Below are 26,298 nucleotides of genomic sequence, written 5' to 3'. Positions count from 1 at the left end.
TCATGTTCCGCACGCCCACTCAGCAAATCCTGCGCAGCGCCGTGCTGGGCGCCATCGTGGCGCTGGCCGGCTGCGCCAGCCTGCCGCCACCGCCGGACAATGGCGCCCTGCAGCGCGAGGCGATGGCCGGCACGCAGAATCCGGTGCCGGCGCCGCTGCCGCTGAACAACGGCGCGTCGCAGGGCAACACGGCCACGCCGCCGTCGCAGCTGAGCCGGGGCAGCGGGCAGTTCATCCGGCCCGGCGCGTTGAGCCAGCCGCGTCCGGCGGCCAGCGGCGGCGGCTCGGTGACCTTCAACTTCGAGAACCAGCCGGTGCAGGCGGTGGTCAAGGCGATCCTGGGCGACCTGCTCAAGCAGAACTACACCATCGCACCGGGCGTGCAGGGCAACATCTCGTTCTCCACCGCCGAGCCGGTGGATTCGAACCAGGCGCTGCCGATCCTGGAGACCCTGCTGTCGTGGACCGGCAACGCGCTGGTGCAGCGCGCCGGCGGCTACGTGGTGCTGCCGCAGAAGGAGGCGGTGGCCGGCAACCTGGTGCCCAGCCTCGGCGCCAGCGCGCCCACGGGCGGGCTGCAGTCGCGGCTGTTCCCGTTGCACTACATCTCCGCCACCGAGATGCAGAAGCTGATCAAGCCGTTTGCGCGGGCGGATTCGACCTTGCTGGTGGATCCGGCGCGCAACCTGCTGGTGATGTCCGGCACCCCCGAGGAGCTGGCCAACTACCAGCGCATGGTGCACACCTTCGACGTCGACTGGCTGCGCGGCATGTCGGTGGGCGTGTTCAACCTGCAGTACGCCAGCGTCGGCGAACTGATGCCGAAGCTGGACGGCATGTTCGGCGAGAAGGGCAATACCCCGCTGGCCGGCATGCTGCGCTTCATCCCGATCGAGCGCACCAACGCGCTGGTGGTGATCAGCACCCAGCCGGAATACCTGCAGGAGGTCGGTGACTGGATCACCCGCATCGACCGCGGCGGCGGCAACGAGCCGCAGCTGTTCGTCTACGACGTGCGCAACATCAAGGCATCGGACCTGGCCCGTTACCTGGCGCAGATCTACACCGGCGGCGCCGGCGCTGGCGGTGACAACGGCGGCCAGGTCGGGCCGGGCCTTGCCGCCGCCACCCTGGGCAGCGCGGAAAACGCCGGCGCGACCAGCATGGGCAGCAGCGCGGGCAGCTTCGGCAACCCGGGCGGTGCGGGACGCGACAGCGGTCTCGGTGGCGTGGGCGGCAACGTCGGTGCGCCCGGCGGCAACGGCCGCGACAGCAGCGGTGCCGGCGCGGGCGGCGCCTTCGGCAGCCGCACGGCCGCCTTCGGCGGCACGGCCGGCGGCGGCGCGTCCAGCGAGGCGCAGTACAGCTCCAGCGACGGCAGCGTGCGGATCAGCTCGGTCGACGGCAGCAACCAGCTGCTGGTGCGCGCGCGGCCGTCGCAGTGGGAGGAGATCAAGGGCGCGATCCACAAGCTCGACAACGTGCCGCTGCAGGTGCAGATCGAGACGCGCATTCTCGAGGTCAGCCTCACCGGCGAGTTCCAGTTCGGCGTGCAGTGGTACCTGGAAGGGCTGACCGGCAGCACCACCGACAGCAGCGGCAACATCGTGCCGGGCCAGCCGTACCGGCACCGCCAGCTCGGCCTGGGCCAGGGCGGCAACGCGTTCCACGGCGAGCCGTTCTTCTACTCCTTCCTCAACAGCGACCTGCAGGTCGCCGTGCGCGCGATGGAGACCAGCGGCAACACCAAGACGCTGTCGGCGCCGTCGATGGTGGTGATGAACAACCAGGTGGCCAGCATCGCGGTCGGCAACCAGATCCCGATCAACCAGACCAGCGTGAACACCGGCCTGGGCAACCCCACCAGCTACAGCCAGGTCAGCTACCTGAGTACCGGCGTGATCCTCAACGTACAGCCGCGGATCAATCCCGGCGGCCTGGTCTACATGAACATCAGCCAGGAAGTGAGCCAGGCCGACAAGTCGGTGCCGCTGGTCAACGGCAACCCGGCCATCTCGCAGCGCAAGCTGGCCACCCAGGTCGCGGTGCAGAGCGGCCAGACCGTGCTGCTGGGCGGCCTGATCGAGCAGGCCGAAGGCAATACCGACACCGGCATCCCCGGGCTCAACCGTGTGCCGGTGCTGGGCCGGCTGTTCGGCAACACCAGCCGCAGCCGCAACCGCACCGAGCTGATCGTGCTGATCACGCCGCGGGTGATCCGCGGCGGCGCGGACGCCAAGCAGATCACCGACGACTACCAGAGCAAGTTCGAGTCGCTGGCGCCGCTGCGTGCGCCGGCGCCCGCCGGCAGCAAGCCGTAGCAGGCGGCTGCGCGGCGGCGCCCGCTATCATCGGCGCGATGAATGCGCCGCCTTCGTTCCCGATCACCCCGCTGCTGCCCGAGATCCGCGCGTCGCTGGCCGCGACGCCGCGGCTGGTGCTGGAGGCGCCGCCGGGCGCCGGCAAGACCACCCAGGTGCCGCTGGCCCTGCTCGATGCGCCGTGGCTCGCCGGGCGCAAGATCGTGATGCTGGAGCCGCGCCGGATCGCGGCGCGTGCCGCCGCGCAGTTCATGGCGCGGCAGCTCGGCGAGGAAGTCGGGCAGACCGTCGGCTACCGCATCCGCTTCGAGTCGAAGGTGAGCGTGGCCACCCGCATCGAGGTGGTCACCGAGGGCATCCTCACCCGGCTGGTCCAGCACGATCCGGAACTGGGTGGCATCGGCGCGATCGTGTTCGACGAGTTCCACGAACGCCACCTCGCCGGTGACCTCGGCGCTGCGCTGGCGCTGGACGTGCAGGCCACGTTGCGGCCGGAGCTGCGCCTGCTGCTGATGTCGGCCACGCTGGACGGCGAGCGCATTGCATCGTGGCTGGACGCGCCGCGGCTCACGAGTCCCGGCCGCAGTTTCCCGGTGCGCGTCGACTATCCGCCGGCGCGTGCGCAGGAAGCCGTCGAACACCAGCTGGCCCGCGTCGCGCGGCAGGCGCTGGAAGAGAACGACGGCGACGTGCTGGCGTTCCTGCCCGGCCGGCGCGAGATCGCACGGGCGCACGCGGTGCTGGCGCAGAAGCTGGCGCGCGACGACGTCGAACTGGTCGCGCTGCACGGCGAACTGTCGCTGGCCGAGCAGCAGGCCGCGCTGGTGCCGGCCGAACCGGGCGTGCGGAGAATCGTGCTGGCGACCAACGTGGCCGAGTCCAGCGTCACTCTGCCGGGCATCCGCGCGGTGGTCGACAGCGGGCTCGCGCGCGAGCCGCGCTTCGATCCGAACTCCGGTTTCACTCGACTCGAAACCGTGGCCATCTCGCAGGCTTCGGCCGACCAGCGCGCCGGTCGTGCCGGCCGCGTGGCGGCAGGCACGGCGTATCGGCTGTGGGCGCAGAGCCGGCGGCTGGAACCGGCGCGCACGGCCGAGATCGTGCAGGCGGAACTGTCCGCCCTGGCGCTGGAGCTGGCGGCCTGGGGCAGCGACGAGCTGCGCTGGCTGGACCCGCCGCCGCCCGGCGCGCTGGCGCAGGCGCGCGAACTGCTGGCGGGTCTTGCCGCGCTGGACGCCGACGGCCGCATCACCCCGCTGGGCCGGCGCATGCTCGAGCTCGGCGCCACGCCACGGCTGGGGGCCGCCGCGTTGCGCGCGCCGCCAGGGCTGCATGCGCTGGTCGCCGACCTGCTGGCGTTGATGGAGGCGCGTTCGCCGCTGCGTGGCGCGCAGGCGCGCAGCGACGATTTCCGCGTGCGCGTGGCCGCGCTGCACGCCTGGCGCGACCGCCGCGGCCATGGCGCCGATGCCGGCGCGCTGGCGGCGATCGAGCAGACCGCGAAAGGCTGGCGTCGCCGGCTCGACGTGCGCAGTGCCGCCAGCGGCGGTCGCTCCAGCGCATCCTGCGCCCGCGACACTGGGTCGTCCCTGACCGGCGCGCCCGACAGCCACGCGGTCGGCGACCTGCTGCTGCATGCGTTCCCCGATCGCATTGCGCGTCGCGACGACGGCAACCCGTTGCGCTACACGCTGGCCAACGGCCGCGGCGTGCGTCTGCACGAAGACACCGCGCTGCTGGGCGAGCCCTGGCTGGTGGTGCTCGACCTGCGCCTGGAGGCGCGCGACAGCCTGGTGTTCGCCGCCGCGCCGTTCGATCCGCGTGTGCTCGAACGCGACTTCCCGCAGCGCTTCACCCGCGAACGCACGCTGCGCTGGAACGATGAGCGCGGCGCCGCCGAGGCATTCGACGAGCGCCGCTTCGGCGCGATCGTGCTGGAGCGCCGCAGCGTGCCGGTGAAACCCGCCGATGCATTGCCTTCGCTGCTTGCCGCCGTGCGCGCCAAGGGCCTCGACGCGATGCCGTGGAGCGATCCCGCGCGGCGGCTGCGCGCGCGCATGCAGGCGCTGCGCGCGTGGATGCCCGAACTGGGCCTGCCCGATGTCTCCGAGCCGGCGCTGCTGGCCACCCTGGAGGACTGGCTGGCGCCGTACCTCGAGGGCAGGCACCGGTTCGACGCGCTCAGTGCGGAGCAGCTGTCGCAGGCGCTGGCCACGCGGTTCGACTACGAGCAGCGCCGCACGCTCGATGCGCAGGCGCCGGAAAGCCTGCTCGTGCCGAGCGGGCAGAGCCGCCGGCTGGAGTACGCCGAAGGCGAGCCGCCGGTGCTGGCGGTGAAGCTGCAGGAACTGTTCGGTCTGGCCGATACGCCGCGCATCGGTGGCGGCCGCATCCCGGTCACCCTGCACCTGCTCTCGCCGGCCGGCCGGCCGATCCAGGTAACCCAGGACCTGAAGGGTTTCTGGGAGCGCACCTATCCGGAAGTGAAGAAGGAACTGAAGGGCCGCTACCCGCGCCATCCGTGGCCGGACGACCCGTGGACGGCCACGCCCACGCACCGCGCGAAGCCACGCGGTGGACGTTGATTCCGTCGCATGCGTGGATGGGCGTCAGTGCGGTTGTGTACCATCGGCGGCCACGGCATCGTGTGGTGGCCTCCTTGCCCGGAAAAAAGCATCCCGACGATTCGCTTCCCGCACCGCCGGATGACGGTAGCGCGGGCGATCCCGTGATTCCGCAACCCTCGCGATGGCGCGTGGCTGCCTACCTGTGGGGCCTGCTCGCGCTGCTGCTGGGGCTCTCGCTGGCGCTGGCCGTATACGACCAGCAGAAGCAGCTGCTGCGGGCCGAACGCACGCTCGTCCGCAACGAGCTGGCCAACAAGGCCTGCGTTTCGCTGCAGGGCCGGCTGCATGCGGCCGAGTCGCTACTGCGCGCCGCGCAATCGCTGTTCCTCTCCTCGGAGGAGGTGGACGCGGGCGAATACGCCGGCTTCTACGCCAACATGCGGCCGCGCGAACAGTTCCCCAGCCTGCTTGCACTGGCCTACGCCCAGCGCGAGTTGCGGCCGGACGGCGAGCATTACGCAACCCGCTGGGTCGAGCCGGCGGCCGGCAACGACAGCGTGGTCGGGCTCGACGTGGGCACGCAGCCGCGCAACCTCGCCGGCCTGCTGGCCTCGCGCGACAGCGACCAGGCGACCCTGTCGGCGCCGTTCCATCCGGTCCAGCTGGCCGGATCCGGCATGGCGGGCGAAGGCGTCACCCTGCGGCTGCCGATCTACAGCCCGGGGACGCCGCCGCGGACCGTCGAGGAGCGGCGCGCGCGCATGCGCGGTTCGATCGCGGCATCGTTCCGGCTGGATGGACTGATCGGCAACTCGCTGCCCGACTCGATGACGCGCAACCTGCGCCTGCAGGTCAGCGACGTCACCGAGGCGCAGGCGCTGCCCCTGTTCGACTCGGGTAACGGCCCGGTATGGCTGGGCGACGGTTACCGCTACGAGCGCAAGCTGGCTTACGGCGGGCGCGTATGGAGCGTCCGCATGTGGCCGCTGCCGGACCACGCAGGCGCGCCCGTGCGCGGAGGGAGTCAGACGATCCTGTGGGCCAGCGTGCTGTCCAGCATCCTGCTGGCGCTGCTGGTGTATTCCGTCGTCAGTACCCGCCAGCGCGCGCTCGAACTGGGTTGGCGGACGAGCCGCCGCTATCGCGAGAGCGAGGAGCGCTTCCGCGCGCTGAACGACCTTCTGCCGGCGCTGGTGCTGCTGGCCGAAGCCGGGGACGGGCGGATCACCTACGCGAACCAGGCTGCGCGTGTGCGCCTTGGAGAACAGGTCGTCGGGCGCCGCCTGCCCGAGCTGTTCGAGGACCCGCACCTGCGCGCGCGGCTCGGCGGCGCCGACCCCGGCGATGGCGACTGGAGCGAAACCCCCCTGCACGGTGACGCGGGGTCACGCTTCTGGGCCGACGTGGCGATCTCGCGGATCGCGCTGAACGGGGGCGCCATGCTGCTGATGGTGGCCAGCGACATCAGCGAGCAGCGCCGGCTGACCGAGCGGCTGAGCCACCAGGCCAGCCACGATGCGCTGACCGAGCTCTACAACCGGCGCGAGTTCGAACTGCGCCTGCAGGCGGCGCTGCAGGAAATCGACGTCGCGGCGCCACCCGCCGTGCTGCTGTACCTGGACCTGGACCAGTTCAAGCTGATCAACGACACCTCCGGCCACCTCGCCGGGGACCAGTTGCTGACCCAGCTGGCCGCCGTCATGCGCCGGCAGCTGGGCGCCGGCGATGTGCTGGCGCGGCTGGGCGGCGACGAGTTCGGCGTGCTGGTCACGAACGTGGCCGACCGGGCTGCCGCCGAGCAGGCGGCCGAGCGCATGCGCCGCTGCATCGACGGCTACGTGTTCAGCTGGGAGCAACGCAGCTACCTGGTCAGCGCCAGCATCGGCGGCGTGCTGGTCGATCGCCCGGGCGCGCTGGTGAAAGATCTGCTGGCACAGGCCGACACCGCCTGCTACATGGCCAAGGAACTTGGCCGCAACCGCGTGCACTTCTACTCCGAGCGCGATGACGAGACGGTGCGCCGGCACGGCGAGATGGAGTGGGCGAACCGGCTGCGCTGGGCGGTCGACGAGGGCCGGCTGGTGCTGGCCTACCAGGAGATCCTGCCGCTGTCGCCGGCGCTCGAAACCGGGCCCAGCGTCGAGCTGTTGCTGCGCTTCCGCGACGAGGCGGGTGAGCTGGTGGTGCCGGGCGTGTTCCTGCCGGCGGCCGAGCGCTACGGCCTGATGCCCGCGGTCGACCGCTGGGTGATCGAGACCGCGCTGGTCCACTTCGACCGGTTGCATCCGGCAGGCGCGGGGCTGCACAGGGTGGCGATCAATCTTTCCGGCGCCAGCGTTGAGGATGAGGCGCTGGCTGGCCGGATCATCGGCTGGCTGCGCCACTATCGGGTGGATCCGTCGCAGGTGTGCTTTGAGATCACCGAGACGGTGGCGGTGCGCAACCTGTCGCAGGTGGTGCGCTTCATGGAGCAACTGCGTGCGGTGGGCTGCAAGGTCGCGCTGGACGACTTCGGCGCCGGCATGTCCTCGTTCACCTATTTGAAGAACCTGCCGCTGGACATCATCAAGATCGACGGCAGCTTCGTGCGCGACATGCTTACCGACCCGGTCAGCCACCTGATGGTCAGGGCGGTCACCGACATCGGTCACCGGCTCGGCCTGGAGGTCGTCGCCGAGTGGGTGGCCGACGCGGAAACCGTGCAGGCGCTGGCGGCGCTGGGCGTGAACGGGGTGCAGGGCTTCAGCCTGCACCGGCCCGAATTGGCGGTGTTCCAGCGCGACTGAGGCAGCGGATGCTCCGCCAGGGAAAAATGGGCCGATCGTTGCCGATCGGGCCATCGCACTCCGCCGGTGATGACTGACCCGGGTCAGGGCTTGCCGGGCGCCGCCGGCGAACGCGCGAAGCTGCCGGCGTCGCCGGGGAACACTACCGGGCTCTCGTAGCCGTCGGCGGATACCGCCGACACGCCGAAGAACCAGTCGTCGATCACCACGTCCTGCAGCACTGTGTGATCGACGTCGCCTACCGTGCGCGCATGCTGCCATTGCGCCGCGGTGGTATCGCGCCAATGCACGCGATAGCCGGCGGCGCCGGGCACCTTGCGCCACTTCAGCGTGGTGTCGGTGGCCACGGCGCCCGCGATGTCGACGCCGGTCGGCGGCGCCGGCGCCCGGCTCAGCGCGGCCATGGCGAGGGTGTTCAGGGCGGTGACGCGGGCTAGGTAGCGAAAGTCGATGCCGTCGAGCGTGTCGCCGTAACGCACGCCACCCTCGGTGCGCAGATCCCGGTGTTGCCGGGTGTAATTCTCGTGTGCCTCGGTGACGCGCACAGCGGGATAGCCCGCTTCCAGGAACGGCACCTGGTCGCCGCCGCGGGCGTAGCGGTCGGTGCGGTAGACCATGCGCACGCGAAAGTCGGGCAGGTAACGGTCGGCCAGGCGGTCGAGGTAGCGGGCGAGGTTGCGCGAGGGCGAGTCCACCTCGCCGCCGTGATAGCGGCGGTAGTTGGCCTGGGCCGGCGTCTCGTTGCTCCGGGTGCCCTCGGAGAACACCCGTACCGTGGTGTTGTCGACCACCCCGTTCTGGCCGTGGCTGTTGCCCACGATGTCGTTGTTGAGATCGGCCTCGACCTGCCAGCCGTGCGCGACCGCGTAGTCGGCCAGCACCTTGCCGCCGTACAGGCCCTGCTCCTCGCCGGACAGCGCGGCGAACACCAGGGTGGCATCGTTGTCCTGCTTCGACAGCAGCCGCGCGGCTTCCATCAGCGCGGCCACGCCGGAGGCGTCGTCGTTCGCGCCGGGCGCATCGCTGCTGGCGTCCATCACGTCGCTGACGCGCGAGTCGAGGTGGCCGGTCATCACGATCACCCGGTTCGGATCGCGCTTGCCGCGCTTGATCGCGACCACGTCCATCACCTCGGTGGGCGTAGGGATGCGCTTGCCGCTGAATGCCTGCGAGGGTGTGACCACCTCGATGCAGCCGCCGCAGTCGCGCGAGATCGCCTCGAAACGCGACTTCACCCAGCGCCGCGCGGCGCCGATGCCGCGGGTGTCGGACTTCGTGTCGGACAGCGTGTGGCGGGTGCCGAAGCCGACCAGCCTGGTGATCGTGGCGCGCAGCTCCGCCTCGCTGGGGGCGCCGGCCAGTGCGTGCAGCGCCGGTTGCTCGTGCGGCATGGCGGGGAGCGATGCCGCCTGGGCCGCCGTCACTGGCAGCATGGCGAGGAACAGGCAGGGCAGGAATCGATGCACGACGGGGATCCGCTGGAACAAACCATCACCTTACAACGGCCGGCGTACAGGCAGGGCCCGGGCGGCCATGAAAAAGGCCCGGTCGTCACCGACCGGGCCCCTGGGCTTTGCCGCTGCGCGTGCAGCGGCGACGATGGCCGCCTTACTGCACGGTCAGCGTGATGTCGTCGAGCACGAACGAGGTCTGCAGCGACGAGTCCTCGCTGCCGGTGAACTTGATTGTCACCGTCTGCCCGATGTACGCGGAGAGGTCGGCCGTGTGCACGGCGTAGCCGGTGGCGGCATTGACGTTCGAGAAGGTGGCCAGCGTGGCGAGCACCGAGCCCGAGCTGTTGAGCACCTGCACCGTCAGCGTGTCATACGCGGTCGAACCGCTCTCCGCCGTGTCGATGTGCAGGTAATACGACAGCGTAGCCGAGGTCCTGCCGCTCGGGATGGCCACCGACTGCGACACCGTGTCGGTATGGGTGGTGCCGTAGCCGTCCAGCCAGGCGAACCAGGAACCGCTATGGGCCACTTCACCGGTGCAGCCGCTGTTGCTGCACAGCGTGCCGGAGCTCATCGACCACGGCGAGGACGTGCCGCTCTCGAAGCCGGTGTTGCCGAGCAGCTGGGACGGGCTGCTGCTGGAGACCGTCACCGAGGCGGTCTTGGAGCTGGTGCTGCTGTTGACGCTGTCGGTCACCGTCTCGGTGACGCTATAGGTGCCGGCCGCCGCATAGGTGTGGCTGGGGCTGGCGGCGGTCGAGCTGCTGCCGTCGCCGAAGGTCCACGAATGCGCCGAGATGGTGCCGCCGCTGTCGGTGGAGGTGTCGGTGAAGTTCACGGTCAGGCCGCTCATCGTGTCGGTGAAGTTGGCCACCGGCGTGCCGCCGCTGCTGCCGCCGACGATTGGATGCGAGAGGTCGCATTCGTTGGTGTCGTTGGACCAGGTGCTCTGCATCGGGTAGGTGCTGTTGCCCATGGTCACGTTCGCGGTGGCGCCCTGGCCGGAGGTGATCCAGGCGCACTCGTCAGCGTTCTCCTAGCCGTTGTAAGTCGCGTTGCCGGTGTGGTTGGTCCAGCCGCCGGCCGGGTTCTGGTCGGTGATGGTCTCGGCGTATTCGTGGCCTTCCACGATCGAGAAGCCGTCCAGCGCGCCCGCGCTGCCGTTGACCGAGTTCATGCCGCAGCTCGTGCCCATGTCATGCACGTAGGGCATGTTGGTGAAGGCCACGTCGCCGACCGACGAGGTCACGTTCTGGTCGCCGTTCCAGTCGTGCCAGGCGCAGAACTGGCCGGTGCTGGTGTTGAAGCCGTCCGGGTGGGTACCGCTCGGCGACAGGATCACGTACTGCACGTAGCGGTTGGAGGCCGCCGTGGTGTTGCCGAAATGTTGCGCGGCGTTGATTGCTTCCTGCGCGAGCTGCGCGCCGGTGGCGTTCGACGGCGAAGCTACCGAATTGTCGTACCAGATGCCGACGAAGGCGCCGCCGGTCGGATAACCGATGTTCGGGGCACCACTGGGGCAGGAGGTGGCGCCGGTGGCCACCGAAGAGCCGTCGCAATACTGGGTCATCGTGCCCGACCACAGCTCGCCGCCGGTGCCCAGCCCCTTGAACATCCGCTCGAGGTAGGGCACGGCGCCGTAGGCGTCGCCGGACAGGTTCATGTTGCCGCTGGCATCGGTGCTGGCGGTGCCCCACTGGTTGCCGTAGACGACGATGTAGACCTTCGGCGTGCCGCTGGTGACGCCGATGCCGTCCACGCCGCCGCCGTAGCTCAGCGTCTGGGCGCCGGTGGCGGCCGTGGTCGCCAGCAATGCCTGGTACTGCTTCATCCGGTCATGGGCTTCCCTGGTGGGAAACACGCCGTGGCGGTAAGCGTGCCCATAGGCCGGCGAATATAGGGATTGGCCGTCGGGTTGCTTGCCGCCTCAGACGCGGCGTTGCTCTGCGCAGTCGCTGCGAGGACGGCCGACGGGGCCGCGGCCGCGGCGATCGCGACTCCCGCCGCGACGACCCATGATTTCAATCGAAAATTGCCTGGCATTTCAAACTCCCAAGGTTCTTGAGGACAAACGGACCCGATGGGGCCGTGAGGGCCTCATGCATGGAGTGCCGTGGACAGACGCAGCACAAGGAATTGTTCTTGGATGGCCACGCGATCCCGTGTCCTGCACTGGACCCTCCCCCTGGTTTCCCTCGGGGCCGAGTGCGGAATCGAAATGGCTCTTGCAGGCGTGGTGATGGGATCATTCGCCAATCTCCCCATTGGCGAATGCGGCGACGGTATGAGTTGCAGATGAAACCAGTCAATAGGACTTTTCGAAGTGGCGGTGATCGCGATCACGTCATCCGGTAATCGCGTTGGCGTCTCCACATCGTAAATATTTTCATTAATACGGTGCTTTGTTGGATCTGTGCGGATGGCCCGGAGGGATCCCGCAGCGGGTGCGCCAAGTAACGATGTCCTTCCGCTGCATCAGATAATGGATGAACCTGGTGCGCATCCGAGGTGGGCCTTTCACAGGGTCAGGACGGCCGCGAAGGGTCATGCGCCAAGCTGTGCCAAGTTCCGAAGGTTTACGTAATTCCATGCGTTTGGAACGATATTAGATCTGGCCGTTCGCGCAATATGTTCCGTAGCTTTTCCATGGCTGTTGCGTGGCAGTCCATAAATCCGGATCGGCGATTAATCCGGTTTATTTTCGATTCGGCCGATCCTTGCCGGGAAGCGTCCGGCAAGGTGCGCCGGGGTCGCTCCGCAGCGCCGCCGATGGTCCGGCCGCCAGTTCATTCCGCCGGGGCGGCATGCGACCATGCGCCGATGAACCGGACGAACACCCACCGCCTGGCGATCATCGGCGGCGGTCCGGCGGGGCTGATGGCAGCCGAGGTTGCGTGCGCGGCTGGCGTGGCAGTCGACCTGTACGACGCGAAGGGTTCGGTGGGGCGGAAATTCCTGCTGGCCGGCAAGGGCGGCCTCAACCTCACCCATGGCGAACCGCGTGCGCGTTTCGTCGAACGCTATGCGGCGCGGCGCGACGAGGTGGGGCGCTGGCTCGATGCGTTCGACGCGGATGCGCTGCGTGGCTGGGCGCGCGGGCTCGGCGTGGAGACCTTCACCGGCAGCTCGGGCCGGGTATTTCCCGCCGACCTGAAGGCGGCGCCGCTGCTGCGCCGCTGGCTGCACCGCCTGCGTGAATCGGGCGTGGCCTTCCACATGCACCACCGTTGGCTGGGCTGGAGCGATGGCGCGTTGCGCTTCGCCACGCCGCAGGGCGAACACACGGTATCGGTCGGTGCAGTGGTCCTCGCGCTCGGCGGCGCCAGCTGGCCGCAGCTCGGCTCCGATGGCGCCTGGGTGGCGCCGCTCGGAGAGGCCGGCATCGATATCGCTCCGTTGCAGCCGGCGAACTGCGGCTTCGAGGTGGCGTGGAGCGAACATCTTGCCAGCCGCTTCGCCGGCGCCCCGCTGAAGCCGGTGGTGGCGCACTGGGTCGACCGCCATGGCGTGGCCCGTTCGCGCCAGGGCGAGTTCGTGCTCAGCGAATACGGCATCGAAGGCAGCCTGATCTACGCGATCGGCGCCGGGCTACGCGAGCAGATCGCGGAACACGGCGAGACTTTGCTTGGGCTGGACCTGGTGCCCGGCTATGACGAAGCGGTGCTCGCCGAACGCCTCGCCGCGCCGCGCGGCAAGCACAGCATCGGCGACTGGCTGCGCCGTCGCGCCGGGTTGGACGCGGCGAAGTGCGCGCTGGTGTTCGAACTCACCGACAAGCCCACCCTGGCCGATCCGGCGGCGCTGGCGGCGCGGCTCAAGGCGCTGCCGCTGCGCCTGCGCGCACCGCGGCCGGTGGCCGAGGCGATCAGCACGGCCGGCGGCGTGCGGCTGGAGGAGCTGGATGAGGAGCTGATGCTGCGCGCCCGCCCCGGCGTGTTCTGCGCCGGCGAGATGCTGGACTGGGAGGCGCCCACCGGCGGCTACCTGCTCACCGCCTGCTTCGCCAGCGGCCTGCTGGCCGGCCGCGGCGCGGCACGCTGGCTGGCTGCGTAGCCGGCCCGGTTTCAGCCGGCGACCAGGCCTGCCGGCGCGGGCTTCACATTCTCGGTCAGCACGCCCTGCTGCGTGCGACGCAGTACCTGCGGCATGTGCTGCGCCACGAAGTCGATGAAGCTGCGCAGCGCCGGGGTGTGGCCGTGGCGCGAGGGATACACCGCGTGCACGTTGCCCGGCGGCAGCGACCATGCCGGCAGCAACGGCACCAGCCGGCCTTCGCCAATCGGTTCACGGCAGACGAACTGCGGCAGCTGCGCCACGCCGATGCCGCCGATCACCGCCTGGTACAGCACCTGCAAATCGTCGCTGACCAGGCTGGGGTGGTGCTCGATCTGCTGGGTGCGGCCATCGGCGGCCTGCAGGTGCCAGAAATGCCGGCCATCGGTATTGATCACGCCGACGCTGGAAAGGCGTTTCAGGTCCATCGGTTGCAGCGGCTGGCCCTGGCGTCGCAACAGCTCGGGACTGGCCACCAGGATCTGCGGATCCATGCCGTAGCTGCGCATGACCAGGCTGGAGTCCTTGAGCGTATCGCGCACGCGGAACGCGATGTCATAGCCGCCGGCGATCACGTCGGCCTGGTGATGGCAGATGTCGAGGTCGACCTGCACCTCGGGATGTTGCCGCAGGAAGTCGACCAGCACCGGCGCCAGCAACAACTGCGCGAACAGTACCGGGCAGGCCACGTGGATGCGTCCCCGCGGTGCGGCCTGGGCTTCGTCGATGACACGCTGGGTCTGCTCGGCGGCGGCCAGCAGCTGCCGGCATTGTTCGTAGTAGCGCTGGCCGATCTCGCTGACGTGCGAGCGCCGCGTGGTGCGCTGGATCAGCCGCACGCCGAGGCTGGCCTCCAGCCGCGCCACGCGGAAACTCAGCTGCGACTTGGCCACGCCGAGCGCCTTGCTGGCGGCGGTGAACGAACCCAGTTCCACCACCTGCACGAAGTAGTAGATGTCGTTGAGGTCCTGCACGGCACATCCTTGCGGCGGCGTTGTCGGGGCGGCCCGAGGGCGAAATGTCTTGCTGCGTTGCGCAATCGTGAAGAATTGTTCTCTGATCCTGGATATTAAACGCAACAACGCAGGGCTTATCAATCGCGCTCCCCGAAGGGAATACTGCAGTGCCGGGCAAGGCCGGAGGCGTCGAAGGAACGCACACCGGACGGGTGCGGCGCCGGCCTATCGCGATCAGGTGTTCACGCTAGCCAAGGGGTTCCAAGCCATGCGTGCGATTTTGCTGTTTCTTGCAGCCTTGCTTTGCGTGATGCTGGGTGCCGCCACGATGCTGCTGGGCTCCCGGGATCTGCACGCCCAGCAGGCGGCAACGAGCGACCCCGTCGCGACCGACAACGGGCATGCACCGGCCAGCGGGCTCAGTCAGGGCGACATCGCCAGGATGCTGCCGGCCACCGACATGGGTGCTGACGCCGCACGCGCGAACAACCCCCATCTGCCGCCAGTGGGCGACAGCCCGGCCACCCCGTTCGACGCCGCGCCGATTCCGGTCAACCCGCTGGCCCCGAACGCCGATGCGATCGGCGCGAAGAGCTGCGTGGCCTGCCACGCGCAGGAGAACGTGCAGGCCTCGCACACGCTGCACGTGGCCTCGTTCCGCGCCGGCGCGGCCAACACCGGCCCGCAGGCGGCCTGCGAGAGCTGCCACGGCCCGGGTTCCGAGCACGCCAAGGACCCCACCGCGCCAGGCAAGATCATCGCCTTCACCCACGACGCGAAAACCTCGCCGCAGACCCAGGCTGGCGTCTGCCTGAGCTGCCATGCCGGCGGCGCGCGACAGCACTGGATCGGCTCGATCCACCAGAACCGCGGCCTGTCCTGCACCGACTGCCACAATCCGATGGCGCGGCTGTCGCCCGAGGGCGTGCTGGCGAAATCCTCGATCAACGAAGTCTGCGCGACCTGCCACCAGGACATCCGCGCCAAGTTCAACCGCCGCTCGCACATGCCGCTGCCGGAAGGGCAGATGGCCTGCACCGACTGCCACAACCCGCACGGCTCGATCACCAAGCCGCTGCTGAAGACCGACACCGTCAACGAGACCTGCTACACCTGCCACGCCGAGAAGCGCGGGCCGTTCCTGTTCGAGCACGCGCCGGTGCGCGCGAACTGCCTCAACTGCCACGACGTGCACGGCTCAAACCAGCAGACCCTGCTGGTCGCGCCGATCCCGATGCTGTGCCAGCAGTGCCACACCATGACGCGTCACCCGAACGACCTGCAGAGTGCGGCCAACCTCGGCACCGGGCCGTTCCCGGACGAGCGCCTGATGGGCCGCGGCTGCCTCAGCTGCCACGCCAACATCCACGGTTCCAACAATCCTTCCGGACCGAAGTTCCACAAGTGACGGAGGCCGACCATGCCTGCGCAGAAAGGAAATCGCACGACGCCGAAAGCCCTGGTGCTGGGGCTGCTGGCCGGCCTGATCGGCATGCAGTGCGCGACGGCCGGCGACACCAGCGGCACCATGCGCGTGGGCGACATGCAGTATGGCAACGGACTGGACCTGCGCGGCTGGACGCCGATGCTGCATCCGGCCGATCCCGACGGCATGTCCTTGCTGCACCCCGGCATGCTGCGCACGCCCACCGGCGCACTGTACCCGCACCCGCCGGGAATCGATGCGGGCAAGCCGCTGGGTTCGGGTGACTGGACCTACAGCGGGCTGCTGGAATTCGGCTACCTGCATGTGGGCGGTGACCGCAACGCGGAATACTTCCGCCAGTACGACGACTGGAAAAGCGGCGCGGTGCTGGGCCTGTTCGCGCTCGGTTTCGACAACCGCCAGACCGGCAGCTACGTCGAGTTTCGCGGCAGCCGCCTCAGCGGCGACGACCAGTTCTACCGTCTGCGTGCGGGCCGCTACGGCAGCTACCGCGTCGAGGGCTTCTACCGCGACATGCCGCACACCGTGTCGACCAGCGCCTACCCGATCTGGAATGGCGTCGGCAGCACCGACCTGACCCTGCCGGCGCCGCTGGTGGCTGGCGCCAGCACGCCGGCGCAGGTGGCCGCGGCGTCGGCCGCCGCGCCACGGCGCAGTATCGGGCTCACTCGCACCCGCGCGGGGCTGGGCTACGAAGGCGTGCTGTACCGCGACTGGATCGGCTCGGCCTCGATCACCAACGAGAAGCGCACGGGCACCCGCCTGTGGGGCGGCTCGATGTTCTTCAACTTCCCGTTCCCCGACAACGGCGGCGTACTGGAAACGGTGCGGCCGATCGACTTCCGCACCACCGACATCAACCTGAGCCTGCGCAACGTGGGCAAGGTGTGGCATTTCCTCGCCACCTACAACGGCTCGTTCTTCCGCAACCACAAGGACCGCCTGAACTTCGAGAGTCCGTTCCGCCTGTGGAACGTGGTCGGCACGCCGCAGGTGGCCGACATCAAGAACGGCCAGTTCTCGCTGGAGCCGGACAACGATTACCACAATATCCGCCTGGACCTGACGCGCGAGTTGAAGTGGAACGGCCAGTTCAGCGTGGCCGGTGCGTGGGGCACGATGCGCCAGAACGACGCGCTGCTGGCGCCGACCACCTGCACCGGGACGGGCGGCATCTTCATCGCGCCACCGGTGAACTACACCTTCCAGTGCGCCAACTGGAACACCACCGATGCGCTGTCGCGGAAGAACGCGAACGCGCGCATCGACACCGGCCTCATCGACGCCCGCGTCACCTTCCACCCCACGCCGGCGTTCGGCTGGCACGCCGGGCTGCGCTGGTACCGCGAGGACGACAAAACCCGCTACCTCGCCTACAACCCGCTCACCGGCCAGTACGGCTACATCTCCGAGAACGGCTCGCAGGGCAGCGTGGTGCCGGGCGAGACCGGCATCTTCGACCCGACCAATCCGCTGTACCGGTCGGCCAACGTCACCGTGCGCAACAACCCGTTCGGCTACACCGACACCGTTTTCGAGCTGGGCGGCGACTGGCAGTTCGGCCGCAAGAGCTCACTCGGCGTCGTCTACACTTTCGACCACAACCGCCCGAAGTACCGCGAGCGCAAGCGCGTCGACGACCAGCGCATCAAGTTCGACTGGGTCAGCCGTGGCGTGTTTGGCGGCGCCACCCTGCGGCTGAGCTGGGAGTACGCCAGGCGCGACGGCGACAGGTACAACTACAACCCATACAGGCAGTTTTTCTCCGAGTCGCTGCCCGGCTTCGTCGAGCCGGTCAACGGCCTGCCGGCGCACACGGTCGCCGATATGCGCAAGTACGACCTGTCCGATCGCACCGAGAGCAAGGCGCGCGCGATCATCACCTACCCGTGGGGCGAGTCGGCCACGCTGTCGGCCACCTTCTACGGCAACCGCGACCGGTACGACGCGGTGATCGGGCGGCAGAACACCCAGACCACCGGCGCCACCGTGCAGTGGGACTGGCAGCCGACCTCGGCCACCACGGTGAACGCCTACCTCGGCGCGGAAACCTCGCGCATGGGCATCGCCAACGTCAACGATGCAGACGGGCCGGACAACGGCAAGGCGCTGGGCACGCCCGGCCAGACCAATCCCAACCTCGGCGGCCCGCTGTACCCGTTCGCGAACCAGTGGTGGGAGCTCGACCGCGAGAGCAACCGCAACGGCGGCTTCAGCCTCAGCCACGACTTCGGCCGCGTGCGCGCCGACCTGCGCTACGACTACACCGGCTCGTTCGGCCACGTCGGCTACAGCTACGCCACCATCGGCGCGCTGGCCAACCGCGTTCCGGCCGCGGTGGCCGCCGCCGCGACAGGCTTCCCCGACAACAAGTACCGCACCAACACACTCGACCTCGGCCTGAACTTTGCCGTCAACCGCAGCGTCGGCGTACGCCTGTTCGGCCGCTACCAGACCGGCGCCTTCAGCGACTGGCACTACGCCGGCTTCGACAACACGCTCAGCTACGACCATCGGCTGTACACCGACAAGGGCGGCCAACTGCACTACAGCGTCAGCCTGGTCGGCGTGATGCTGAACCTGAAATTGTGAGGGGCGCCGGGATGACGAATCGCACCAGCCTCCTGTTGATGTTCCTGCTTGGCACGGGCGTCGCCACGGACGTCGCGGCACAGCAGGCGACGGGTACCGCCGCCGGCACGCCGCCGCCCGCCACGGTGGCGGACCTGCGCCGCATGCGGCCGGTCAGCGGCGACGCCCAGGCCGGCGCGGGCAAGGCTGCGGTGTGCGCGGCCTGCCATGGCGCGCAGGGCGTGGCGATCGCACCGAACTTCCCGAACCTGGCCGGACAATCGGCCACCTACCTGTACGTGCAGCTGAAGGCGTTCCACGACGGCCAGCGCAGCGACCCGGTGATGAGCGGCCAGGCCGCCGCGCTGAGCGACGCCGACATGCGCGATCTGGCCAGCTACTACGCCGCGCTGGCGCCGAAACCGGCCGGCCATGCCGATATCGCCTCGCGCGGCGCGCAGCTGTTCCTCGCCGGCGATCCCGCCAAGGGCATTCCGCCCTGCCAGGGTTGCCACGGTCCGGGTGGACTGGGTCCGCAGCCGCACTGGAACAGCGCGCCACAACCGCCATGGGCGACCTACCCGCGTCTGCGTGGCCAGTCCAGCCTGTACGTGACCAAGCAACTGGGCGACTTCAAGAGTGGCGCGCGTGCCGGCAGCAGCAATGCGAAGGTGATGCAGGGCGTGGCCTCCACGCTCGGCGACGACGACGTGCAGGCGTTGTCCGCCTATCTCGACGCGCTGTGACGCCGCCCGCGCTCAGCGTGCCGGGCGCTTGACCAGTTCGATCTCGAACAGCTTCGGCCAGCACTTGCCGGTGACGAACAGGCGCCGGTGCTTCGCGTCCCAGGCGATCCCGTTGAGCACGTCGTCGCCGGGATTGGGCAACTGGCTGTTGTCGAACAGCCCGCCGAGGTCGATCCAGCCCACCACATGGCCGCTGGCCGGGTCGATCCGCGCGATGCGGTCGGTGAGCCACACGTTGGCGTAGATCTCGCCGTCGACCCATTCCAGTTCGTTGAGGTTGGTCACCGGCGTGCCGTCGGCGGTGACGTGGATGCGGCGAACCACCTCGAGCGTTTCCGGATCGAGCACGCGTAGCACCGGCGTGCCGTCGCTCATGTACAGGTGCGTGTCGTCGCGGGTCAGCGCCCAGCCCTCGCCTTCGTAGCGGAAGGTGTGGCGCAGCTCGAAGCTGGCCAGGTCGTAGACGAAGCCGGTGCCGCTCTGCCAGGTGAGCTGCACCAGGCGGTCCTTCCAGTCGACGATGCCCTCGCCGAAGTAGCGCGCCGGCAGGTTGTGCCGCTGCAGCGTCTCGCCGCTGCGCAGCGCCACCTTGCGCACCGTCGACGAGCCCTTCTCGCCGGTGCTCTCGTAGAGATAGCCGTCCTTGTAGAACAGGCCTTCGGTATACGCGCCGGTGTCGTGCGGGTAGGCGTGCACGACCCGGTAGCCGTAGACCGGGATGTCGGCGGCGTGCGCGGCGGCGCAGGCGAGCACGGCGAGGAGGCAGGTGAACCGGCGCAGCATCGGTTGGCTTCCGGGCGGGTGGCGGAAGCCTAGCCTAGCGGACGCACGCGGAAGTTGCGGCCCTTGATCCGGCCGGCGCGCAGGCGTTCCAGCGCCTTGTTCGCCAGCGCACGGCTGATCGCCACATAGGCGCGGGTGGCGAACACGTCGATCTTGCCGATGTCCTTCGCCTCCAGCCCCGCGTCGCCGGTGAGCGCGCCGAGGATGTCGCCGGGGCGCAGCTTGTCCTGGCGGCCGGCGTCGATCACCAGGGTCTTCATCGGCGCCAGGTGCAGGGTCTTGCCGCGCGGCGGCGCGAGTTTCAGCGTACGCCACGGCAGCGGCGCGCCGCCGAGCTCCTCGATGTTCGCCGCCTTCGGCCGCTCGCGCGCCGTGCACAGCGTGATCGCCAGGCCGGATTCGCCGGCGCGGCCGGTGCGGCCGATGCGGTGGGTATGCGTGTCCGGGTCGTGCGCCACGTCGTAGCTGACCACCAGCGGCAGCGCGGCGATGTCCAGCCCGCGCGCAGCCACGTCGGTGGCCACCAGCACGTTGCAGCTGCGGTTGGCGAAGCGCACCAGCACCTCGTCGCGATCGCGCTGTTCCATGTCGCCATGCAGCGCCAGCGCGGAGTAGCCGCGGTGGTCCAGTTCCTGCGCCACCGCGTCGACGTCGCGGCGCATGTTGCAGAACACCAGCGCGTGCTGACCGCCTTCGCCGGCGAGCAGTTGCGCCAGCGCATCGGGCTTCTGCGCCGGCTCCACCTCGATGAACTGCTGCTCGATCGCCGGCTTCTGCTCGGCCGCCGCTTCCACCGTGACCGCCACCGGGTCCTTCTGCACGCGCTGGCTCACCGCGCGGATCTCCTCCGGATACGTCGCGGAGAACAGCAGGGTCTGATGGTGCTTCGCGATGCGCCCGACGATGTCGTCGATCGCCTCGCTGAAGCCCATGTCGAGCATGCGGTCGGCTTCGTCCAGCACCAGCACCTTGATGCCGCCGCCGTGCAGGCTGGCGCGCTTCAGGTGTTCCTGCACCCGGCCGGGCGTGCCCACCACGATGTGCGGATCGTGGGTGAGCGAGGCCAGCTGCGGCCCCAGCGGCATGCCGCCGCACAGGGTCAAGAGCTTCACGTTCGGGATGTTCGCCGCCAGCTTGCGGATCGCCTTGCTGACCTGGTCGGCCAGTTCGCGGGTGGGGCACAGCACCAGCGCCTGCAGCCGGATCGTGTCCGCGTCCAGCGCCTGCAGCAGGCTCAGCCCGAACGCGGCGGTCTTGCCGCTGCCGGTCTGCGCCTGGGCGATCACGTCGCGGCCTTGCAGCATCGGCGGCAGGCTCTGTGCCTGCACCGGGGTCATCGCGGCGTAGCCGAGCGTGTCGACGCTGGCGAGCAGGGCGGGTTTGAGCGGGAGCGTGCTGAAGGCGGTCATATGCGCATGATCGCATGGCGGCCCGCGTGGCACGGGCTTGCATCCGGCCGCCGGCTCGCGGACCCTGTACGGCCGTCGCCCCACGAATTGCCGCCATGGACACCGTTTTCATCGAAGACCTGCGCATCGACGCCGTCATCGGCATCTATGACTGGGAGCGCCGGGTACGGCAGACGCTGTCGTTCGACATCGAGATGGCATTCGACAACACCGTGCCGGCCGGCAGCGACGATATTGCGCTGACGCTGAACTACAAGGACGTATCCAAGCGGCTGATCGGCTATGTGGAGGCCTCCAGCTTCGGCCTGGTCGAGACGCTGGCCGAGCGCTGCGCGGCGATCATCCGCGAGGAGTTCGGCGTGGCCTGGGTGCGCCTGAAGTTGTCCAAGCCCGGCGCTGTGCGCGGTGCGAAGGCCGTCGGCGTATGCATCGAACGCGGCACGCGCACGCACTGATGGCGCGGGTCTACCTGAGCCTGGGCTCCAACCTTGAACCGCAGCGCCACCTGCCTGCGGCGATCGGGGAATTGCGCCATCGCTTCGGCGGGATCGACGTCTCGCCGGCGTATCGCAGCAAATCCGTCGGCTTCGATGGCGCGGACTTCATCAATCTGGCGGTGGGGCTGGATACCGGGCTGTCGCCCGAGGCGCTGAACGACTGGCTGCACGCGCTGGAGGACCGCCATGGCCGCCGCCGCGACGTGCCGCGCTATGCGGACCGCACGCTGGACATCGACATCGTGTTCTACGACAACCTGGTGCTCGACGGTCCCGGCCACCTGCAGATCCCGCGCCGGGAATTGCAGCACGCGTTCGTGCTGCGGCCGATCGCGGACATCGCGCCGGCGTTCCGGCATCCGGTCAGCGGGCGGAGCATGGCCGAGCTGTGGGCGGCATTCCCGCAGCAGCGCGAACCGTTGCAGGTGGAGGCGTTGCCGGATTGAGCGAAGCGCACCGTCGCATGGCTGCGGCGATCGTGCTGGCGGCGGTCGTGGTGGTGCTGGGCTGACCCTGCCCGGCCTGGTCCAGGCCTCGCTGCAGGGTATCTACTCGACTGTGCTGTACCGCTACGCGGAAGCGGGCGAAACCAGCGTCGACTTCGACCAGGCGCTGCCGCAGCAGGCGTTCGCGCCGAAGAAGTGGCCGGAGGCGCTGGTTGCAGGGGAGGGCTGGGGTGGGCTGAAGCCCTTCGTGCCCACTCACACCGACAAGGTGCGCCCGCCGTCCACCCGGATGATCTGACCGGTGACGAACGGCGCATCGCGCAGCAGCCACAGCACCGCGCCGGCCACGTCCTCGGGCGTGCCAGCGCGCTGCAGCGGCGTGCGCGCCAGCATCGCCTGCTGGTCGGCGTAGGGCTTGCCGTCGCTGGGCCACAGTACCGCGCCGGGCGCCACGCCGTTGACGCGTATTTCCGGGGCCAGCTCCAGCGCCAGCGAGCGGGTCATCGCGGCCAGCGCGGCCTTCGCCATGCAGTACACGGTGTGTTCCGCCAGCGGTCGCTCGGCGTAGATGTCGATCATGTTGACGATGCCGCCGCGCGCCTGGCGCAGCGCCGGGATCGCCGCCTGGCTGAGGAAGAACGGCGCCTGCGCGTTGGAGGCGAACAGGCTGTCCCATTGCGGCGGCGTCGCCGTGCCCAGCGGCGTGGGGAAGAACGCCGAGGCGTTGTTGACCAGCGCGTCGAGCCGGCCGTAATGCGCCAGCAAGCGTTCGACCAGCGCCGGCAACGCCGCCAGTTCGGCCAGTTCGGCCTGCAGCAGCAAGGTGCTGCCGCCGCGCTGTCGTTCCAGTTCGTCGGCCAGCGCGCGGGCGGCGTCGGCGGAATGGCGGTAGTGCAGCGCCAGATCGTAGCCGGCCGCGTGCAACGTGCGCGCGGTGACGGCGCCGACGCGCCGGCCGGCGCCGGTGACCAGGGCGACGGGGCGATCATGGCGTGGCGGCATCGTGCAGCTCCGGCGGCTAGGCAGGCCCCAGCTTGCCGCAAAGGCGGCAGCGCGTCATCCCGCGCGGCTCAGCCGGCCGGTGGCTGGCGCGCGACGCGTCCGTCGGCCCTGCTCGCCGCGCCGGCGTCCTCGAACGCGAACTCGCCCTCGAACATCGCGATCGCGGTGCGGGCGACCTGCCCGGTGTCGTAGTGCGCATAGGCGCCGACGCCGAGTGCGCCGATCACCGGCAGCCAGCGCGAGACCCCGCTGCCCAGCGTGCGCCGGGTGAGCTTGACGCCGACCTGTTTGGCGATGCGTTCGACCACGCCGTACGACGCCCGCCGGAAGACCAGCCGGTCGCCCATGCGCACCACCAGGTCACGGAACGCCTGCGCCGTGGTGTGGCGGAACAGGCACCACAGCATCTGTTCGCGGCCCAAGGTGGCGTGGCGGCCGTAGGCGGCGGCGATGTCGCTGACCATCTGCGCCTGGATCTTCCAGATCGCGAGCAGCTCCGGCAGCAGGGTCAGCCAGCCCAGCGGGCCGGGCGGCAGCGCCAGCGAGCCGGCGGTGAGTGCGGCGCGCCGGGCGGCGCGGCGTGCCAGCCGACGCGCTGCGCCGGCGGGGTCCGTGCTGTCGGCGACCGAGCTGTCCGGCACATGGCTGACGAAATCCAGGATCGCCTCGGCGATCCGGCCGTGCTCGGCCGGTGCGATGACGGCGGGAACCTGCTGGCTGCGCTGGGTCATGCGTGGCTCCGTGGGATGTCGCTGCTCGCGGCAAGCGTCCCGGCAGTCTAGGCGTGTCGCATGAAGCAGGGATCAACGGTTTCGCCGGCAGGCATGACTTGTGGCGCAGGCGAAGCGGAAAATCTTTCGGCAATGTTATAACATTACACAACAAGCACCCCATCCCCCTGCCGGAATTGCCGATGAATCCTTCCCTGCTTGCCCTCAGCCTCGCCGTTGCCCTGGGCACGACCACCGTCCATGCCACCGACGCGCCGCCGGCGACCAAGGCCGCTGCCCCCGCCATGGCTGCGAACGGGGACGACCCGACCGACGGCGGCAGCCGCAACCGGCAGCCGGCCACGGTGCGGGACCTGGGCGCGGTCTCGGTCTCGGCCGCGCTGGACCAGGCGCGCAACGCGCTGTCGCCGGATACCGGCAGCAGCCAGTACGTGATCGACCACCAGGCGATCGCGCAACTGCCGCTGGGCGCGTCCACGCCGGTGAACCAGGTGCTGCTGCAGGCGCCGGGCGTGGTGCAGGATTCCTACGGCGGCGTGCACGTGCGCGGCGACCACGCGAACCTGCAGTACCGCATCAACGGCGTGATCATCCCCGAGTCGATCGGCGGCTTCGGCCAAAGCCTGGACGCGCGCACGATCGACAGCGTGAAACTGCTCGACGGCGCGCTGCCGGCGCAGTACGGCCTGCGCACGGCGGCGGTGGTCGACATCACCACGAAGAGCGGCCACGACCTCGGCAACGGCGGCAGCGTGGGCATCACCGGCGGCAGCAACGGCACGCTCAACCCGAATGCGTCGGTCTGGGGCAGCAACGATCGCTGGAGCTGGTTCCTTACCGGCAACTACATGGAGAACGACGCCGGCATCGAGAATCCCACGCCGAGCAAGAAGCCGATCCACGACCGCACCAACCAGGCGAAGGGCTTCGGCAACATCAGTTACCTGATCGACAACGACACCCGCCTGAGCTTCCTGTTCGGCGTCGCCAACAACCGCTTCCAGATCCCCAACCGCCCGAACCAGGCGCCGCAGTTCGGCTACCTCGATACGGTGGATTTCAATTCCGCCGACCTCGACGGCCGCCAGCGCGAGAACACCCGCTTCGGCGTGCTGGCGTTGCAGGGCAAGCTGGGCGCGACCGGCTACCAGGTGTCGGTGGGGCAGCGCTACAGCCGCCTCGCCTACACGCCAGACCGGATCGGCGAGCTGATGTTCAATGGCGTCGCCTCCGCCGTCAGCCGCAGCAACCGCGCCAGCACCCTGCAGGCCGATTTCGCCACGCCGCTGGGCGACCGCCATACGTTGCGCTACGGCGTCTACGGCAGCTTCGAGCGCGCGGTCAGCGGCAACGATGCGTGGGTGTTCCCGGCCGACGCCGGCGGCAACCCGACCAGCACCACGCCGATCAACATCCTCGACGGCAGCCGCCTGGTCGCCAGGACCTGGTCGGCCTACGTGCAGGACGAATGGAGCATCGGCGACAACTGGACGCTGAACTATGGCCTGCGCGGCGACCGCTACCAGCTGGTGCGCAGCGAGAGCCAGCTGAGCCCGCGCCTGGGCCTGGTCTGGCAGGCCACCGGCAGCACCACCGTGCATGCCGGCTATTCGCGCTACTTCACCCCGCCGGCGACCGAGATGATCGCCAGCAGCAACATCGCCAAGTTCGACGGCACCACCAACGCGGTGGCGGACAGCGGCAACAACACGCCGCTGGCCGAGCGCTCGGACTATTTCGACGCCGGCATCTCGCAGGGCATCGGCTCGGCCTGGACCGTCGGCGTGGATGCCTATTACCGCAAGGTGCGGCGCCTGCAGGACGAAGGCCAGTTCGGCTCGGCGCTGGTCTACTCCACCTTCAACTACGCCGTGGGCCGGGTGAAGGGCGTCGAGTTCACCGCCAACTACGCGCAGGGGCCGTTGTCCGCCTACTTCAACGCATCGCTCGGCAAGGCGATCGGCCGGCGCATCATCACCAGCCAGTACAACTTCGCGCCGGACGACCTGGCCTGGATCAACAACCACTGGATCTTCCTCGACCACGACCAGAAGCTCACCTCGTCCGGCGGCATCAACGTCGCGCTGGACGACAGCACCCGGGTCGGCGCCGATTACCTGTTCGGCAGCGGCCTGCGCAAGGACGGCGCGGTGCCGAACGGGGCTTCGCTGCCGGCGTACTTCCAGCTCAACCTCAATGTCTCGCACGACTTCGCCTTCGACCGTTTCGGCAAGCTGCACACCCAGCTGGCGGTGCTCAACGTGCTCGATCGCACGTATGAGCTGCGCGACGGCAGCGGCATCGGCGTCGGCGCACCGCAGTTCGGCCCGCGCCGCGGCGTGTTCCTCAGCCTGCAGAAGGATTTCTGAGAAGCGGGAAATCGGGAATCGGAACGGCAAGAGCGGCGAGTGGTGTTCCCGGCCCTTGATTCGCAACCCTGAACTTGCCACGGCGTAATCGCGTGGACTCGCCCCCGCGCATTCAGGCATCGAGGTGCCAGTGGTGGTGAGCTAGTGCTACCAGCACAGT

At 69.4% G+C, this 26,298-nt stretch carries 19 protein-coding genes; 11 read left to right on the top strand and 8 right to left on the bottom strand.

Translation table 11 applies throughout. The annotated features are described in order from the left end of the window. Window positions 1-2: 2 nt before the first annotated feature. From gspD to AC1Q5A_RS14670, 3 genes are read left to right on the top strand one after another with little or no spacing between them, the layout of a single operon-like run. Complete coding sequence (gspD, locus tag AC1Q5A_RS14680) at window positions 3-2,321, top strand: type II secretion system secretin GspD (RefSeq protein ID WP_492701883.1); 2,319 nt, start codon at window positions 3-5, stop codon at window positions 2,319-2,321. Window positions 2,322-2,359: 38 nt separating this feature from the next. Then, window positions 2,360-4,906: an ATP-dependent helicase HrpB gene (hrpB, locus tag AC1Q5A_RS14675; RefSeq protein WP_492701881.1), complete on the top strand. Its 2,547-nt coding sequence runs from the start codon at window positions 2,360-2,362 to the stop codon at window positions 4,904-4,906. 17 nt (window positions 4,907-4,923) lie between these two features. Continuing rightward, a complete protein-coding gene (locus tag AC1Q5A_RS14670; RefSeq protein ID WP_492702030.1) occupies window positions 4,924-7,674 on the top strand; it encodes a bifunctional diguanylate cyclase/phosphodiesterase in 2,751 nt (916 codons plus the stop codon). 83 nt (window positions 7,675-7,757) lie between these two features. On the opposite strand, the gene AC1Q5A_RS14665 is transcribed toward AC1Q5A_RS14670, so the two are convergent. The 3 genes from AC1Q5A_RS14665 to AC1Q5A_RS14655 all read right to left on the bottom strand — a co-directional run bounded on the left by AC1Q5A_RS14665 (window position 7,758) and on the right by AC1Q5A_RS14655 (window position 10,959). Next, entirely contained in the window at window positions 7,758-9,107 is a 1,350-nt protein-coding gene (locus tag AC1Q5A_RS14665) for a M20/M25/M40 family metallo-hydrolase (RefSeq protein WP_492702028.1), read from the bottom strand. Between the two features lie 175 nt (window positions 9,108-9,282). Beyond that, a complete protein-coding gene (locus AC1Q5A_RS14660; RefSeq protein ID WP_492701879.1) occupies window positions 9,283-10,104 on the bottom strand; it encodes a PKD domain-containing protein in 822 nt (273 codons plus the stop codon). 60 nt (window positions 10,105-10,164) lie between these two features. Beyond that, on the bottom strand, window positions 10,165-10,959 hold the full coding sequence (locus tag AC1Q5A_RS14655) for a hypothetical protein (protein ID WP_492701877.1): 795 nt from the start codon (window positions 10,957-10,959) through the stop codon (window positions 10,165-10,167). A 989-nt stretch (window positions 10,960-11,948) separates the two neighbouring features. Between AC1Q5A_RS14655 and AC1Q5A_RS14650 the strand changes: the two genes are divergently transcribed. Next, entirely contained in the window at window positions 11,949-13,181 is a 1,233-nt protein-coding gene (locus AC1Q5A_RS14650; RefSeq protein WP_492701875.1) for a TIGR03862 family flavoprotein, read from the top strand. Window positions 13,182-13,192: 11 nt separating this feature from the next. Here the strand turns inward: AC1Q5A_RS14650 and AC1Q5A_RS14645 are convergent, their stop codons facing one another. Beyond that, complete coding sequence (locus tag AC1Q5A_RS14645; RefSeq protein ID WP_492701873.1) at window positions 13,193-14,155, bottom strand: LysR family transcriptional regulator; 963 nt, start codon at window positions 14,153-14,155, stop codon at window positions 13,193-13,195. Between the two features lie 250 nt (window positions 14,156-14,405). Here AC1Q5A_RS14645 and AC1Q5A_RS14640 point away from each other — a divergent pair, with 250 nt between their 5' ends. The 3 genes from AC1Q5A_RS14640 to AC1Q5A_RS14630 are packed head-to-tail and all read left to right on the top strand — an operon-like array spanning window position 14,406 to window position 18,901. Further along, the gene (locus AC1Q5A_RS14640) at window positions 14,406-15,545 is read left to right on the top strand and encodes a DmsE family decaheme c-type cytochrome (RefSeq protein ID WP_492701871.1); all 1,140 of its coding nucleotides are present in this window, start codon (window positions 14,406-14,408) and stop codon (window positions 15,543-15,545) included. 12 nt (window positions 15,546-15,557) lie between these two features. After that, the gene (locus tag AC1Q5A_RS14635; RefSeq protein ID WP_492701869.1) at window positions 15,558-18,176 is read left to right on the top strand and encodes an MtrB/PioB family outer membrane beta-barrel protein; all 2,619 of its coding nucleotides are present in this window, start codon (window positions 15,558-15,560) and stop codon (window positions 18,174-18,176) included. 11 nt (window positions 18,177-18,187) lie between these two features. Continuing rightward, window positions 18,188-18,901: a c-type cytochrome gene (locus AC1Q5A_RS14630; RefSeq protein ID WP_492701867.1), complete on the top strand. Its 714-nt coding sequence runs from the start codon at window positions 18,188-18,190 to the stop codon at window positions 18,899-18,901. Between the two features lie 12 nt (window positions 18,902-18,913). On the opposite strand, the gene AC1Q5A_RS14625 is transcribed toward AC1Q5A_RS14630, so the two are convergent. Together AC1Q5A_RS14625 and dbpA are read right to left on the bottom strand one after the other, a co-directional pair. Beyond that, window positions 18,914-19,684 (bottom strand): glutaminyl-peptide cyclotransferase, encoded by a 771-nt coding sequence (locus AC1Q5A_RS14625; protein ID WP_492701865.1) that lies wholly within the window; start codon window positions 19,682-19,684, stop codon window positions 18,914-18,916. Window positions 19,685-19,713: 29 nt separating this feature from the next. Continuing rightward, window positions 19,714-21,093 carry an ATP-dependent RNA helicase DbpA gene (gene dbpA, locus AC1Q5A_RS14620; protein WP_492701863.1) on the bottom strand — a complete coding sequence of 460 codons (1,380 nt, stop codon included), beginning with the start codon at window positions 21,091-21,093 and terminating at the stop codon, window positions 19,714-19,716. Between the two features lie 95 nt (window positions 21,094-21,188). On the opposite strand from dbpA, the gene folB reads away from it, so the two are divergent. The 3 genes from folB to AC1Q5A_RS14605 all read left to right on the top strand — a co-directional run bounded on the left by folB (window position 21,189) and on the right by AC1Q5A_RS14605 (window position 22,334). Then, window positions 21,189-21,548 carry a dihydroneopterin aldolase gene (gene folB / locus AC1Q5A_RS14615; protein ID WP_492701861.1) on the top strand — a complete coding sequence of 120 codons (360 nt, stop codon included), beginning with the start codon at window positions 21,189-21,191 and terminating at the stop codon, window positions 21,546-21,548. Further along, the gene (gene folK / locus AC1Q5A_RS14610) at window positions 21,548-22,036 is read left to right on the top strand and encodes a 2-amino-4-hydroxy-6-hydroxymethyldihydropteridine diphosphokinase (protein WP_492701859.1); all 489 of its coding nucleotides are present in this window, start codon (window positions 21,548-21,550) and stop codon (window positions 22,034-22,036) included. Before folB ends, folK begins: the two co-directional genes overlap by 1 nt. Before the next feature lie 112 nt (window positions 22,037-22,148). Beyond that, on the top strand, window positions 22,149-22,334 hold the full coding sequence (locus AC1Q5A_RS14605; RefSeq protein ID WP_492701857.1) for a hypothetical protein: 186 nt from the start codon (window positions 22,149-22,151) through the stop codon (window positions 22,332-22,334). Here AC1Q5A_RS14605 and AC1Q5A_RS14600 read toward each other — a convergent pair. Both AC1Q5A_RS14600 and AC1Q5A_RS14595 read right to left on the bottom strand, forming a co-directional pair. Then, complete coding sequence (locus AC1Q5A_RS14600) at window positions 22,292-23,038, bottom strand: pteridine reductase (RefSeq protein ID WP_492701855.1); 747 nt, start codon at window positions 23,036-23,038, stop codon at window positions 22,292-22,294. The genes AC1Q5A_RS14605 and AC1Q5A_RS14600 overlap by 43 nt on opposite strands. A 68-nt stretch (window positions 23,039-23,106) precedes the next feature. After that, window positions 23,107-23,769, bottom strand: a complete 663-nt coding sequence (locus tag AC1Q5A_RS14595; RefSeq protein WP_492701853.1) for a hypothetical protein — start codon at window positions 23,767-23,769, stop codon at window positions 23,107-23,109. A gap of 182 nt (window positions 23,770-23,951) precedes the next feature. Here AC1Q5A_RS14595 and AC1Q5A_RS14590 point away from each other — a divergent pair, with 182 nt between their 5' ends. Then, window positions 23,952-26,138, top strand: a complete 2,187-nt coding sequence (locus tag AC1Q5A_RS14590; protein WP_492701851.1) for a TonB-dependent receptor — start codon at window positions 23,952-23,954, stop codon at window positions 26,136-26,138. The last annotated feature ends 160 nt before the right edge of the window (window positions 26,139-26,298 follow it).

It is taken from the genome of Rhodanobacter sp. GW835-FHT13D09 (assembly GCF_058793995.1).
The sequence above is the reverse complement of the archived record's forward strand: the minus strand, read 5'-3'. Positions and strand labels throughout refer to the sequence as shown.